This window comes from Blautia sp. MCC270, from assembly GCF_018785605.1.
Lineage (GTDB): Bacteria > Bacillota > Clostridia > Lachnospirales > Lachnospiraceae > Blautia_A > Blautia_A fusiformis.
In genome coordinates, this window is record NZ_WQQD01000058.1 from 1 (window position 1) to 13,522 (window position 13,522).

Sequence of the window (13,522 nt, forward strand, 5' to 3'; positions counted from 1 at the left end):
TCATTTCTCAGGCCGAACAGGAAGCGAAGCCAACAGAAACAGCTCGACAGGTTTATAACCGTGCATGGCAGAAATTCCGTAAACATCTGCTGACAAATTAGTGGTAAAAGTAAGGTAGTATGCAAAAAGTAGTAAAACCATTACCATTTCAGGCTCCAAGGCAGTCTTATTACAGTGTCATTTTAAGGGAGCCTTAAATTTACTACAGGAAGGGAACATCATGAACAGATATTTTGGTTACGCAAGAATCAGCACACCACAGCAAAGCATTGAAAGGCAGATCAGGAATATCCTTGCTGCATATCCACAGTCTGAGATCATCCGAGAAGTTTTTACCGGAACGAAATTTCAGGGACGAAGAGAATTTGAAAAGCTCCTGAAAAAGCTCAACGCAGGTGATACCATTATCTTTGATTCGGTTTCCAGAATGTCCCGTGATGCAGAAGAAGGTTTTACCATGTATGAGGATCTTTTCAGCAAAGGAATTAATCTTGTATTCCTGAAGGAACCACACATAAACACAGAAACCTATAAAAGTGCGCTGCAAGGTGGCATCCCAACTACAGGGACCGACATTGACTGTATTCTGGAAGGGATCAATAAATATTTGCTCCTGCTTGCCAAGGAACAGATCCGACTTGCTTTTGAACAGTCAGAAAAAGAGGTTCAGGATCTCAGGCAACGTACTAAAGAAGGAATGCAGACCGCAAGGCTTTCCGGTAAACAGATCGGACAGGCTTCCGGTTCAAAGCTTGTAACGAAGAAATCTATAGCAGCAAAAGAAATCATCCTGAAGCATAACAAAACGTTCGGCGGATCACTCAACGATCTGGAAACCATTACTCAGGCCGGGATTACCAGAAAGACATTCTATAAATATAAGAAGGAACTGCTCTCTGAGATGATAGAGCAAACGAATCAGCGTTGAATGTTTTGCTGCAATCCGTTATAATGAGAACAGGGACATGACTTATTAAGAAGGGAGTGTGAAATATGCCATTACTCAAAGAAAATACTTATACTATAGAAGATATATATGCACTTCCAGAGGGAGAACGTGCCGAACTGATTGACGGACAGATTTATTACATGGCTCCGCCTAGTCGCAAGCATCAACGGATTTCAACAAGGCTCACCAGTATTATTGATCGTTACATTGAAGATCATCAGGGACAGTGCCAAGTTTATGCTGCCCCGTTTGCAGTTTATCTGGATGAATCCACGAACACATATGTTGAACCGGATATCTCTGTTATCTGTGATCCAAACAAGCTGAATGATAAGGGCTGCAATGGTGCTCCTGACTGGATTATAGAGATCGTTTCTCCTGCAAGTAAACGGATGGATTATTATACCAAGCTCTTTAAGTACAGAACGGCAGGTGTAAAAGAATATTGGATTGTTGATCCTGACAAGAGCAGAATTATTGTATACAATTTTGAACAATCAACAATGGACGAGTATTCCTTTACGGATTCTGTTAAGGCTGGAATCTATAATGATCTGCTGATTGATTTTAATGTGTTAAGTTTTTAACATAGTCATGCGCTGACCATGCTCAAAAATTGAAGCTTTTCTGAAAAATAAAAGTTGGCGTAAACCCTTGCTCTAAATAGGGAATCGCCAACTTTTTTATTGTGTCTCTGTTGAAATTCTAAATTGCTACAGACTGCATATGGAATAACGCTGGATCATTCTGATCCGTCCTGATCGTAGAAGGATAATGTGATCCAGTCTGAAAAAGCTTGTATCTGGCAGCAGGAATTACTTACAGTGAGAAATAATACTGTAATCTTCTGCTCAAATGGTAACTCAAAATATTGGTTATCGTACTCATATTCTGTGGATGCATACATATGAACATTCGCTCACATGTTAAGAGTTTATCAATCTCGTCAATCCATCACCAACCAGGCACATCTCATTCCGCTCACCTGCCAGATCCAACTCGGCCCCGATTTAACAATATTCATCTCGGATTCTTCTATCTTCCAGTCCTCAGATTTTATCCCAACCGTCCTACCCGATCCAGCATCTCACCACCACAGCCGTCCCTTATCTGCTCACAACTCGGTCCCGGCTCTACCGCAGCTCCCTCTCACACTCAGTACATCTATTTCTCCTAGATCTTCCCTGCGCTTTCTACAGATCCGACCTTCTTTTCATCCTCTCTGAATCGCCCTCACCGGAGCAACAACGGCTGCACGATAACTCAAGCTTAATCCAACCTGCTGCCGTTTGCTTTTTCCAGTGATTTTTGGTCCAATTCTGTTCAATTCCTGTGACAGAATTTTGCATCACTCAGGGCGAATAAACAGAGTGTTTCAACGGATCTTCCGATAGATTACATGATAGGGATTTTAAAGGTGATAATCGGAATTAGTGGTGTGAGTACTGGGAGAATTGGGGAATATTCACTACTTTCATCTGATATTGGCTTCTATTTTTAACGGATGTTCTTCCCACCATTTTTCTTCATCAAAAGAATTATGAATAAACATAATATCTTCCTCGTATCTCTTAATTACATCTTGTTTTCGCTCATTATATTCAGCAAGACTTATTAATCCTTCCAAATGAGAGATTACTGAGGATGGATTCATTAATTTATTTTCAATAACTTCATATAAAATTCGCTGTCTAGTGCTTTTAGATGTATCTCTTCTAGCATTATATCCGTATAATGCTAATTCAGATTCCTGTTTAAAGCTACCATAACCTATATCTTCAGAATGAATCCGCATATTCGGCAAAATATTATTTTTTCTTATTTTTTTATATTGTGTACTATCAATAAAAAATTTATTACAAACATTACAATAAATAACATTTGCTGTACATGTACGGTACTCATTTCTTATATCATATATTTTTACATTATAAAAAGATAAATCATGCTTTTGATTTGAACAATACAAAAATCCATGAAAAACCCAAACATCCCTTACTATTACATCTGATTTTTGCCACGTCACATTTTGCAAAAAATCAGGTACTTCATCATATTCAAGTTTTGGCATTCTTGGCATTGGTACTTTTGAAGATGGTGGCTCTGTTGTGCTTACTGAATACTGCGCTGGTTTGGTTTTATATAGTTTCATCTTACGTTCAATTTCTTCTTTGTCAGGATCTCGCATTTGTTTTCCAGAAGAATTTTTTTTATTTTTTATAATTTGATTTGAATTATGTTTTTTTTGTGGCTCATTTTTTTTGAAATTATTAGTATAAAACGGATATGGATAAAAGCTATACTGTATACATAAATTCAAGAATTGAGCCGTTTCAGTATATGTCAATGAATATTTTTTTTGTATTTCTTCAAATAACGGCGAAAAATATTTTTTTGTTTTTTTCTTCCATTTTTTATTAACAACTCTATTACAATACATCAACAATAATTGCTTATCATAATCTGATAATTTTTTATAATATTTTCTAATAAACTCAATATCAACAACTTCTCCATTAATTATAGTTTGTTTTCTCGATTTATACTGCTTCACATAACTATCCATTTTTTCTTACTCCCATGCAAACTGTTTATTCTCTTTATAAAGCGATTGCTCCATTCTCCTTTCACTTCTTGATATACTTGTTAATGATCCTCTTCTCCAATGTTTTTCCAGAGTTCTGGTACCATGGCAAGATCACGCCACAGTATTCCTGTACTCTCATAGAGTATATCTCGCCACATATCATAAACACAATCAATCCGATTGCAGCAATCAGTCCTCCGTTGGCCACAATACATAATAGCAGACATGGTACAACCCAATACCAGTTATATGAGAAATGACACCATTTCACCAGCCATTCTTCACTCATCATGTCAAAACGTCTAATCTCATCCTGAGATAAAGAAGTCTTTGGAGGATTTGCAGCTGCCTTGCGTCTCATTAATTCAGCATAACCAACCGTTGGTTCGTCCGGGCTGGTATATTTCTTAACATCCTCTTGCATCTGCTTTATTCTGCGTTCTTCCTCTTCTCTCTTCCTTCGCAAACTAGGACTATTCCTATATTTAAACTCCTCATATGTGTTTCTTATTAGCTGTTCCATCTGTGGAGGAGTTCCTGATTTAGTACAAATTTGATTATAAATATACTTCATCTCTTCAAGTTCTATATAAGCTTTAGGGACGCTGTAACGTTCATAATAATTTTTCATACTTTCCGTTTGGCGTTTTGCTCCTTTTACAGCATCTTTTACATATCGCACATAGTCTTCGTAATGTTCTTTATTTGTTATTATACGATCACCGAACTGAATAATACAGTTACATTTTGCATTTGCCTCTTCCGGAGTAAGATTGTTAACAATATCCTCACATTTTTTAATCAGGTCGTCCGTAGAATCTGCATACTCCTTATAATTCTGTGCATCTTTAAAACTCATAATCATAAGTGTTTACCTCCTTTTTTTTACAACCATCAATAAACTAAGCCCCAATTATATCTCCATCTAAGTTTCGGTAACTTTCTTTGTATTTATATTCTTTAAACTTTTTAACATCTTTGCATTTAAAACAATATATATCCTTAATGTGCCCTTTTTCTCTTTGAGATCCATGTATTCCGGGAAGAAACATCTCTAGTCCACATTCCGGGCATACAAATAATGACATCATCATTGGTTTTCTTTTATTACATGCCATAATCTCCGCCTCCATGATTACATTCTAACATTATTTTCAGTTTTATTTTATCATTTCAAGAATATTCTGAATTTATTTTTGTGTAAAAAAAGATGATACACTACTTTGTGTACCATATCTTCTATTTAGAAATATAAAATTACATACTATCCCTAATCAGCGGTATAAAACTATTGACAGGTTGTCATACTGCAAAACTACTTTTCACTATTACTTAGCCTAACAATCCTCAACGTGGCATATCCCACATAGCATATACACTACCTTCTCAACGAGCGCAAAGAAGGAATATACATTTACTAATTATTTTCTAAGACATTAAAAGTGCTTAAAAAATAAACACGAATGTTCACCACCCTTACCATTTTGGCATGGCTACTATGTTCGCTATTCAGTTGTAGTGTATCATTATTTATGATATCACCTAAAGTACAGGCCGTCTATTTAGAAAAATATAAATCCCCTCTCACATCAAATTTCGGCTAAATATGCAATCAGTTTGATATATCATTCATAGCGTTGTCACATCGGTTAAAAAACCTTTGTACACTGGTAAAGACCATTACCCCGTATAACATTATCATTATACAAGAACAACACAGGAATATCAGCCCCTGTAACGAATATATTAACAAGTTTCGTCAGTCCTTGTTTGCAAATACTTTCATCTTTGCCTTCCTACTGTCGGAATTGACTTTTAATTCTTCTGTATAATATCACAATTTTTATATTATTTCAATATATATTTTTTAATCTTCAAAAAATTCCTCATAGTCTACAGCAAATAATTTCTGCAATGCTTTAAGATCACTGGCTTTTATGTTTCTTCTGCCCGATTCAATATTAGCAAGTGTACTTCTGGACATACTGCTTCCCATCAACTGTAACTGACCTACGACTTCAGCCTGTGTCATGTTCTTTTTCATCCGTATGTTCTGGATATTTCTACCTATTGGAACGTCCTGTAAAATCCACTGCATAAGATATACTCCTGTGACTAATTAGTAACTTTTGTATTGAGTATATCTGGAAAACATGATATTATTGTCACTAGATAGAAACAATCGTATTAGAGAGGAATATAGCATTATGGATATCATAGATCAGATTTACAACTCACATGTAAGTGCAGCCACACTGGACGCCCTGAACAAGTACCGTATACATAAGGATCAGGCTTTACATGGTTATCATGTTCTTAAAGAACAACTCACAGAAGATCAGGCGGCCGCTCTGGATCAGGTCATGGATGAGAACCTTAATCTTCTGGCAGACGAGTTGGAGCAGAATTTCAGAAATGGCTTCTGTCTTGGAGTGAAAATGATGTGTGAAGTGTTCAGAAAAGATGTGTAAGTATGCTATAATATATGAAAAAGCTGACCCGTCAAATCGACGGTGCAGATCAATAAGTATTGTTAAAATAACAACACCTATTCCTACGTTGCAATTTCAAAGGTCGGGAAACACGACTTTTAATTTCTAACCTGTCCCCTGAATCAGGGTAATGGTTTTATGAATTTACCACGATTACACCAGCCACAACCCCTTCTTCTTCCGCTTCTCAGTGTGAGACCTTCAATCATCCAGAATTTGGAAATCTGCGCTGCATTGAGATTGATGGAGAGCCATGGTTCGTAGGGAAAGATGTAGCAATGGCGTTAGGATATGCGAAAACTGAAAATGCTATTGCGAGACATGTTGATAAAGAGGATAAAACACTCACCCCGTTTCAGGGTGGGTGCTCTACAGGAATCCAGAAAATGACCATTATTAACGAATCCGGTCTCTACTCTCTTATCCTCAGCAGTAAACTTGAATCTGCAAAACGTTTCAAACGCTGGGTGACATCTGAGGTATTGCCGTGTATTAGAAAACATGGTGGATACTTAGAAAATTATTTTTACCTTGTTCTCCTTCATCATTTGCAGTATTCTTATGATATCAAGAATCATTGAAGGAGGAAACATCTATGAAAAAGAAGCTCAAAAAATCACTTATCATTCTTTTGTCTGTTATCATGATCTTCTCACTCCCGATCTCAGCATCAGCAGCCACCAGAAAAGACGTAACAAAAACATACCGCAAATCGGTTACTAAGATGTTAGAAGGATTTGACAGTTATTTTGCTTACTGTTGTGGTAGAAGGCAATATTTCAAATTCGATGATTACGCCAGAACAACCATGGTAACTATGAAAAATTACAATTTGTGGGAGAAAAATATTTCTTACGTAAAGAAAAAAATTCAGCCACAACTGAAGCTTTACTTCAATACTTCTACCGTAAAATTTACGAAATTTACAAAATATGGTATCCCTAGAAATCCTTCTTACTTGCTTTGTAATAAGAATGGTAAGATTGTTTATACTGGCGGTAACTGGGGCGAAGATTCTCCAAATGGTGTCGTAAAAAAGATCATGAAAACAGGTTCCAAGACATACGAAGTAACATATAATCTTTACTTTTATAATTGGATGACCAAGAAAAACTATGGGTATATGGGAACATACAAAATATATTTAAAAAAAGCCAATAACAAAAACGGCTTCATTATTACCAATATCAAACAAACTGTAAATAAAAAGAACTCTCTTTAGTCTTTCACAGAGGGGCAGATTCCTAAATTTGGGATCTGCTTCTTTTTTGGCCTTCTAATTCGTCCTGTAAGCCATTTTCACTCGTCAGATGGACAAACTCTCGTCTTAATGTTTTCAATCTCTTTACAGATCAAATACGCACTCACAGACCAGCTATATATGTAAGTCCGGGGAAAGATGTGAATAATAGATGCTTTCAAAATAAAAAGTAAAAAAAGGCTCATGACTTGTCCGTAAACTGTACGCTACAGTCTCGACTTATCATGAGCCTTGAAATTCGTCTCTTTCATCTCTTTTTACTATTCTATTATTTGTCATATGTGCAAGATTTCCTCCTGTTTTTATTTTGGTTTCAATCTCGTTTTAATTTTGTTTTTCACGAACTTTTGTTCTGATTACCTTTTTGATTACCTTTCGCCTTACCAATCTTCAAAAACCCTTTAGTTTTTAGACACAAAAAAAGCTGCTGACGGGAATCGAACCCGTGACCTCCGCCTTACCAAGGCGACGCTCTACCGACTGAGCCACAGCAGCTTGTTTCGCGACGTTTGTGCCGCTCACAGTTGTTTATATTATCAGATGATTGTCATATTGTCAATACATTATTTTTATTTTTTTAAAAATTCATATTTTCATGATTATAGCACAAAAAATCCTGTGTGCTGTCGCTCACAGACACAGCACGCAGGATTCTCTTTTTACTCTTCTGTCTTTGTCTCTTCTGCTTCTGTCTCTTCTTCCGCTTCGGCCTCCGATTCATCATCTGCAGGTGTTTCCTCTTCTGCTTCTGTTGGTGCCTCTTCAGCATCCTCTGCCTCTTTGGAAACTTCTACAGTCTCAGATGCAGTCTTGTCCCAGTCCTGGAAGACTTCTTTCTCTTCTTTTTCTTCCTTCTTCTCGTCATCCTTGAAATCATCAAGATCTTCGAAATCATCCTCAAAGTCTTCTTCGCATACGGATCGTCTGGATACAAGTGCTGCGATAGCTCCTGCTGCGGCAGCGGTAAGCGCTCCTACTGCAACAAGTCCCCAATATTTATTGATCTTCGCCATAATTTGGTCTCCTTTCTTATTCTGCTCCTTATGAATATTATTTTAATACTTTTATATTCAAAAGGAAAGAGGTATTTACTCTTCTCAAAAATAGCTTTTAATTTTCCCACGGATCCTCTGCAGTGCATTATCAATGGATTTCGGTGTTTTTCCAAGGATCTGGGCAATATCCATATATCCATTTCCATCCAGATACAACTGCAGTACCCTGTTTTCCAGAGGGCTCAGGCTCTTTTTCATTTCATTTTCGAGAGCCGCCACATTTTCCCGGTCGATCAGGATCGATTCCGGATTATCATGCTCCACACAGGAATCTCTGAAGTTTTCCTCCGCCTCTCCGTCGCTTAAAGACACATAAGTGTTCAGTGGCTGATGTTTCTGGCGGTTTGAACTTTTAATTGCAGTATATATCTGTCTGTCAATACATATATTTGCAAAAGACTGAAAAGACGACTCCCTGTCTGGCTGGTAATCACGGACTGCCTTAAACAGTCCGATCATCCCCTCCTGTATCAGATCATCTGTGTCCCCACCTATCAGAAACATGGCACGAGCCTTTTTTCTGACCAGACCTTTATACTTTTCCATCAGATAATCTGCAATTGCAGATTCCCCTGCACGAAGTCTTTCGATAAGAGCTTCATCCGTCATCTCATTATATCGGCACATTTTTTCTCCGAACAGCTATGGCTGTATTTGATGTATTTATTTTGACAGTCTCTGTCTCACGATCTCAAAAGCAAGCACCCCTGCTGCTACAGAAGCGTTGAGGGAATCGATATCCCCCTTCATCGGGATCGCGGTAGTAAAATCACATTTCTCTTTTACAAGGCGGCTTACACCATTTCCCTCATTTCCGATCACAAGGCCAATAGGTCCTGTCAGATTCTGACGGTACATCACCTCTCCGTCCATATCTGCACATACGAACCAGATGCCTTTTTCTTTCAGTTCATCAATAGTCTGTCCCAGATTAGCAACCTTGGCAACCGGTGTATAATTCAGTGCGCCTGCCGACGTCTTGGCAACCGTAGCAGTCAGTCCTACTGCTCTGTGTTTGGGAATGATCACACCATGAGCACCTGCGAGATTTGCGGTACGGATGATAGCTCCCAGATTATGAGGATCTTCAATATTATCAAGAAGAATGATAAACGGAGGCTCTCCCTTATCTTCTGCTTTTTTCAGGATATCTTCCACTGTAGAATAATCATAAGCCGCAACCTGTGCGATCACACCCTGATGTGCACCTGTCTCGCTCATGGAATCCAATCGTTCCTTTGGAACAAATTTTACAATGGTATCATGTTTTCTGGCTTCTCTTGCGATGGTGCGGACCGGTCCGTCCTGACAGCCATCCAGAATAAACAGTTTATCAACACATTTACCGGAACGAAATGCCTCAAGGACCGCATTTCTTCCTTCTATCATTTCAGTCAATTTAAATTTCCTCCTTCTCAAGTCCTGCATGGACCAGTTCCAGTATCCTTGAAAAATCCTCTTTCAGGTAAAGATATCCCATCAGCGCCTCAAACCCTGTGGCACGCCGGTAATCCGCCATGGTGGCATGTTTGGCCATAGTAGCGGAATGCGCATTCCTTCCTCTTCGATATACACTTTTTTCTTCTTCTGTCAAAAGTGGTTCGAGGATCTCCATCATACCCGACTGTGCAGATGCTTTTACAAGGCTGCTGGCTTTTTTGTGGAGACGATTTACCGGACAATTCGCTTTTTTCACAAGAATAGTACGGATCACCAGCTCATAAACACCATCCCCGATATAGGCCAGCGTCAGCGGCGAATAAGTCCGAAGGTCTGCGTCTTTCAGATCAAACAGCTCTTTCAGTTTCTTTAAGCTCTCTGCCATTTCACACCTTCTCTTGTATCTTTAAGGATGATACCTTTTTTCAGGAGCTCATCTCGGATCTCATCTGCTCTCTTGAAATCCTTTGCCTTTCTTGCAGCCTGGCGTTCCTGGATCAGATCCTCGATCTCTTTGTCAAGAATCTCTTCTTTTTTCTCGATTTTCAGTCCCAGCACATCACTGAGCTTAAAAAGTTCCTCATAAAGACCACCGGCAAACTCCCTTGAGCTGTTCTCGTCTACGTTTGTGTTGGCAAATTTTACAAGCTCAAAAATTGCCGCAAGTGCATCTGCAGTATTAAAATCATCATCCATGGCAGCTTCAAATTTGGTAACAAAACCTTCTGCCTCTTTGAGAAGCGCAAGCTCTTCCTCTGTAATATTCTCTGCCGCCCCATTGTCTTTACGGTCGCTGAGCTTGCCTGCCGCCTCAAGGATACGCTCCAGAGAGTTCTTTGCTGCCTCCATCAGATCTGCGCTGAAGTTCAGCGGACTTCTGTAATGTGCGTTCAGCATAAAGAAACGGAGAACCTGAAGATCATACTGTTCACCGATCTGACGAACGGTACGGAAATTTCCGAGAGATTTGGACATCTTGCGGTTGTCGATGTTCAGGAAACCATTATGCATCCAGTATCTTGCAAAAATCTTACCATTGCAGCACTCACTCTGTGCAATCTCATTCTCATGATGCGGGAAGATCAGATCCTCACCGCCTGCATGGATATCAATCTCTTCTCCGAGATATTTCTTGGACATAACAGAGCACTCAATATGCCAGCCAGGACGTCCGTCGCACCACGGTGACGGCCAGGACGGCTCGCCCTCTTTCTTTGGTTTCCAAAGCACGAAGTCTAACGGATCTTCCTTCTGATCCTCACCGGATACCTTAAGAGAACGGAATCCTGACTGGAGATCATCCAGATTCTTATGAGAAAGCTTGCCATACTCTTTGAATTTCTTTACACGGAAATAAACGGTCCCGTCAGCTGCCGGATATGCATATCCTTTATCAATAAGAGTCTGGATCATGTCGATCATGCCCTGGATCTCCTGTGTAGCCTGGGGTGCAGTTGTAGCAGGTTTTACATTCATATCTGCCATATCCTTCTTGCACTCTTTGATATAACGGGTAGAGATTTCCTCTGCGGAAACGCCCTCTTCAATTGCCTTCTTGATGATCTTGTCATCTACATCGGTAAAGTTGGATACATAATTTACTTCATATCCTTTATATTCCATATACCTGCGCACTGTATCAAAAATGATCATAGGGCGGGCATTTCCGATATGGATCAGATTGTATACCGTAGGTCCGCAGACATACATTTTTACTTTTCCTTCTTCCAGAGGTACAAATTCCTCTTTTCTGCGTGTCAGTGTGTTAAAAATCTTCATGTTACTCTTCCTCCAATTTCCCGATTCTGTACAGGGAGCAGATCGCCTGTGAGGAGATTCCCTCTCCCTGTCCTGTAAATCCAAGGCCTTCCTCTGTGGTCGCCTTGATATTCAGCTGTGATATTTTAATCCCAAGTGCTTCTGCGATATTTTCTCTCATCGTCGGAATATGTGGTGCCATCTTCGGTTTCTGAGCGATGATGGTGGCATCGATATTTCCGATCGCATAGTCATTCTCCTTCAGTAATCCGGCAACATGCACCAGAAGTTTCACACTGGAGATTCCCTTATATGCAGGGTCTGTATCCGGAAAATGCTTTCCGATATCTCCAAGAGCCGCAGCTCCCAGAAGTGCATCCATGATCGCATGGATCAGAACATCTGCATCCGAATGGCCCAAAAGACCTTTTTCCCAAGGAATATCAACACCACCAAGGATCAGTTTCCTGCCCTCTGTCAGTTTATGTACATCATATCCCATTCCTACTCTCATCAAACCGTTCATCACTGCCTTTCCTAAAATTTATGTCAAGTCAAAAGAACCTTTTATGAGCTGTTCCTGCTCAGTATGTGAGCATCTTCCGAAGTCTCAGAAGGCTCAACCTTCTTCTTGTATACGGTGCAAGTCTGAGACTCTCCTCGATCGCTTTTCCCGGCAGTCCGATATCCCGGACTCTGCTCACGCAGCCGACGATACTCATCATCTCCTGCATATCTGTAACTGCAGGAAGAAGATCTATGATCTTAAGGATTTCCGGAAGTGCACCGGAAAGTGTTTCTGTGCTTACATCGTCCAGAAGTTCCGGAGTGTTTTCTTTTTCAAGTGCTCCAAGAATCCCTTTTCTGCCGAAGGTCTCCTGCAGGAGTTCTCTGTCTCCGTCTGTAAAGGCATGCACTCTGCAGGCTCCTCTTCGGATAGCATCTGCAAGCTTTTTATATTCCAGAAGGACCAACATGGTTGCTGCAGAAACCTTCTCCCCGTGAAGAGCATCCAGGTGGCCATTGACCACTTCCATATCCCAGAGGTGGACCATATGGTGCTCCGCCCCGGATGCCGGTCTGGAGTTTCCTGTCATCTGCATGGCCAGTCCGGAAAGGATCAGCGCATACATCAGCTTCTCACATGCATCTTTCTCTCCTGCTGCAATTTCTTTCAGATTATCCTTAACAGTCCGGATCGCTTTTGTTTCCAGGTCTGCCACCGCTGTACAATAGTATTCATCCATAAGAATACTTGCTATCTTCCAGTCTGCCAGCGCAATGTATTTTCCCAGAATATCTGACACCCCGGCTGCTGTAAGCCTTGCAGGCGCCTTAGCAAAAATATCCGTATCCGCAAAAACAAAAAGTGGCGCAGATGCCTGAAATACTTTTTTTACACCATTCCAGGTCATGTCTGCTACTGTGGAAGTAAATCCGTCTGAACTGGCTGCGGTGGGCACAGAGACAAAAGGGATCCGGTACTGATGGGCGACAAAACGGCTGAGATCATGGATCGTCCCCGCTCCAACTGCAAGAACAAGATCGATGTCCTCTTCCATATAATTCTCCACGATCTCCACGGCACGCTCATCTGCCTCAAGACCTTCAGCATCCAGGATCAGTACCTGACACCGGTCATAGATATCCTCCATCAGTTCCTCTGTAGCTTTGTAACTGTTCGTGTCACAGATCAGAAGCGGGGAAATACATTCTTTCAGATCACCGTCTGACATTTCCTTTTCCAATTTCCCGATAGCTCCTGATTCAATTACAATTTCTCTAACGTCTATGTGGTGCTCCCTCCCGCAGCTGCAAGGTCGGGCAAAATCGTCCGCATCGACTCGCATGTACTTATGTCCTCCTGACTTCTTTTAATGATTCACAGCGTATTTCTCTGTCCGCTGAATGATACAATATTACAGTTTGGTATTATACAGGATTTTTTTTTATTACGCAATGATAGAGTTCAACTTGTTT

16 protein-coding genes and 1 tRNA gene are annotated in these 13,522 nt (G+C 40.1%); 5 read left to right on the forward strand and 12 right to left on the reverse strand.

The window, feature by feature from the left end; genetic code table 11:
- Nucleotides 1–220 precede the first annotated feature (220 nt).
- A complete protein-coding gene (locus GPK58_RS11970; RefSeq protein ID WP_021650850.1) occupies nt 221–928 on the forward strand; it encodes a recombinase family protein in 708 nt (235 codons plus the stop codon).
- A gap of 65 nt (nt 929–993) precedes the next feature.
- Entirely contained in the window at nt 994–1,536 is a 543-nt protein-coding gene (locus GPK58_RS11975) for a Uma2 family endonuclease (RefSeq protein ID WP_015525854.1), read from the forward strand.
- 887 nt (nt 1,537–2,423) lie between these two features.
- Here GPK58_RS11975 and GPK58_RS11980 read toward each other — a convergent pair.
- The 4 genes from GPK58_RS11980 to GPK58_RS11995 all read right to left on the reverse strand — a co-directional run bounded on the left by GPK58_RS11980 (nt 2,424) and on the right by GPK58_RS11995 (nt 5,634).
- Nucleotides 2,424–3,515: a hypothetical protein gene (locus tag GPK58_RS11980; RefSeq protein WP_215638701.1), complete on the reverse strand. Its 1,092-nt coding sequence runs from the start codon at nt 3,513–3,515 to the stop codon at nt 2,424–2,426.
- Nucleotides 3,516–3,576: 61 nt separating this feature from the next.
- Nucleotides 3,577–4,401 carry a hypothetical protein gene (locus GPK58_RS11985; RefSeq protein WP_215638702.1) on the reverse strand — a complete coding sequence of 275 codons (825 nt, stop codon included), beginning with the start codon at nt 4,399–4,401 and terminating at the stop codon, nt 3,577–3,579.
- A 37-nt stretch (nt 4,402–4,438) separates the two neighbouring features.
- On the reverse strand, nt 4,439–4,654 hold the full coding sequence (locus tag GPK58_RS11990; protein WP_215638703.1) for a hypothetical protein: 216 nt from the start codon (nt 4,652–4,654) through the stop codon (nt 4,439–4,441).
- Nucleotides 4,655–5,403: 749 nt separating this feature from the next.
- Nucleotides 5,404–5,634, reverse strand: coding sequence for a helix-turn-helix domain-containing protein (locus GPK58_RS11995; protein ID WP_021650856.1), 231 nt, complete (start codon nt 5,632–5,634; stop codon nt 5,404–5,406).
- A gap of 109 nt (nt 5,635–5,743) precedes the next feature.
- Between GPK58_RS11995 and GPK58_RS12000 the strand changes: the two genes are divergently transcribed.
- From GPK58_RS12000 to GPK58_RS12010, 3 genes are all read left to right on the forward strand, one after another.
- Nucleotides 5,744–6,007, forward strand: coding sequence for a DUF6809 family protein (locus tag GPK58_RS12000; protein WP_215638704.1), 264 nt, complete (start codon nt 5,744–5,746; stop codon nt 6,005–6,007).
- Nucleotides 6,008–6,306: 299 nt separating this feature from the next.
- Nucleotides 6,307–6,609 (forward strand): BRO family protein, encoded by a 303-nt coding sequence (locus GPK58_RS12005; RefSeq protein WP_252195808.1) that lies wholly within the window; start codon nt 6,307–6,309, stop codon nt 6,607–6,609.
- Between the two features lie 14 nt (nt 6,610–6,623).
- Nucleotides 6,624–7,250, forward strand: coding sequence for a hypothetical protein (locus tag GPK58_RS12010; RefSeq protein WP_022426063.1), 627 nt, complete (start codon nt 6,624–6,626; stop codon nt 7,248–7,250).
- Nucleotides 7,251–7,711: 461 nt separating this feature from the next.
- Here GPK58_RS12010 and GPK58_RS12015 read toward each other — a convergent pair.
- The 8 genes from GPK58_RS12015 to GPK58_RS12050 form a co-directional block, all read right to left on the reverse strand.
- Nucleotides 7,712–7,784 (reverse strand) — tRNA-Thr (locus GPK58_RS12015).
- 164 nt (nt 7,785–7,948) lie between these two features.
- Entirely contained in the window at nt 7,949–8,302 is a 354-nt protein-coding gene (locus tag GPK58_RS12020) for a hypothetical protein (protein ID WP_059085171.1), read from the reverse strand.
- Between the two features lie 84 nt (nt 8,303–8,386).
- Nucleotides 8,387–8,971 carry an RNA polymerase sporulation sigma factor SigH gene (sigH, locus tag GPK58_RS12025; RefSeq protein ID WP_059085172.1) on the reverse strand — a complete coding sequence of 195 codons (585 nt, stop codon included), beginning with the start codon at nt 8,969–8,971 and terminating at the stop codon, nt 8,387–8,389.
- Nucleotides 8,972–9,007: 36 nt separating this feature from the next.
- Nucleotides 9,008–9,733: a 23S rRNA (guanosine(2251)-2'-O)-methyltransferase RlmB gene (rlmB, locus tag GPK58_RS12030; protein WP_227573913.1), complete on the reverse strand. Its 726-nt coding sequence runs from the start codon at nt 9,731–9,733 to the stop codon at nt 9,008–9,010.
- A 10-nt stretch (nt 9,734–9,743) separates the two neighbouring features.
- Nucleotides 9,744–10,169, reverse strand: coding sequence for a Mini-ribonuclease 3 (locus tag GPK58_RS12035; protein ID WP_021650980.1), 426 nt, complete (start codon nt 10,167–10,169; stop codon nt 9,744–9,746).
- A complete protein-coding gene (cysS, locus tag GPK58_RS12040) occupies nt 10,154–11,563 on the reverse strand; it encodes a cysteine--tRNA ligase (RefSeq protein ID WP_021650981.1) in 1,410 nt (469 codons plus the stop codon). Before cysS ends, GPK58_RS12035 begins: the two co-directional genes overlap by 16 nt.
- A 1-nt stretch (nt 11,564) precedes the next feature.
- Nucleotides 11,565–12,056, reverse strand: coding sequence for a 2-C-methyl-D-erythritol 2,4-cyclodiphosphate synthase (gene ispF / locus GPK58_RS12045; protein WP_044961210.1), 492 nt, complete (start codon nt 12,054–12,056; stop codon nt 11,565–11,567).
- Nucleotides 12,057–12,126: 70 nt separating this feature from the next.
- Nucleotides 12,127–13,290 (reverse strand): sn-glycerol-1-phosphate dehydrogenase, encoded by a 1,164-nt coding sequence (locus GPK58_RS12050; protein WP_235812323.1) that lies wholly within the window; start codon nt 13,288–13,290, stop codon nt 12,127–12,129.
- Nucleotides 13,291–13,522 lie beyond the last annotated feature (232 nt).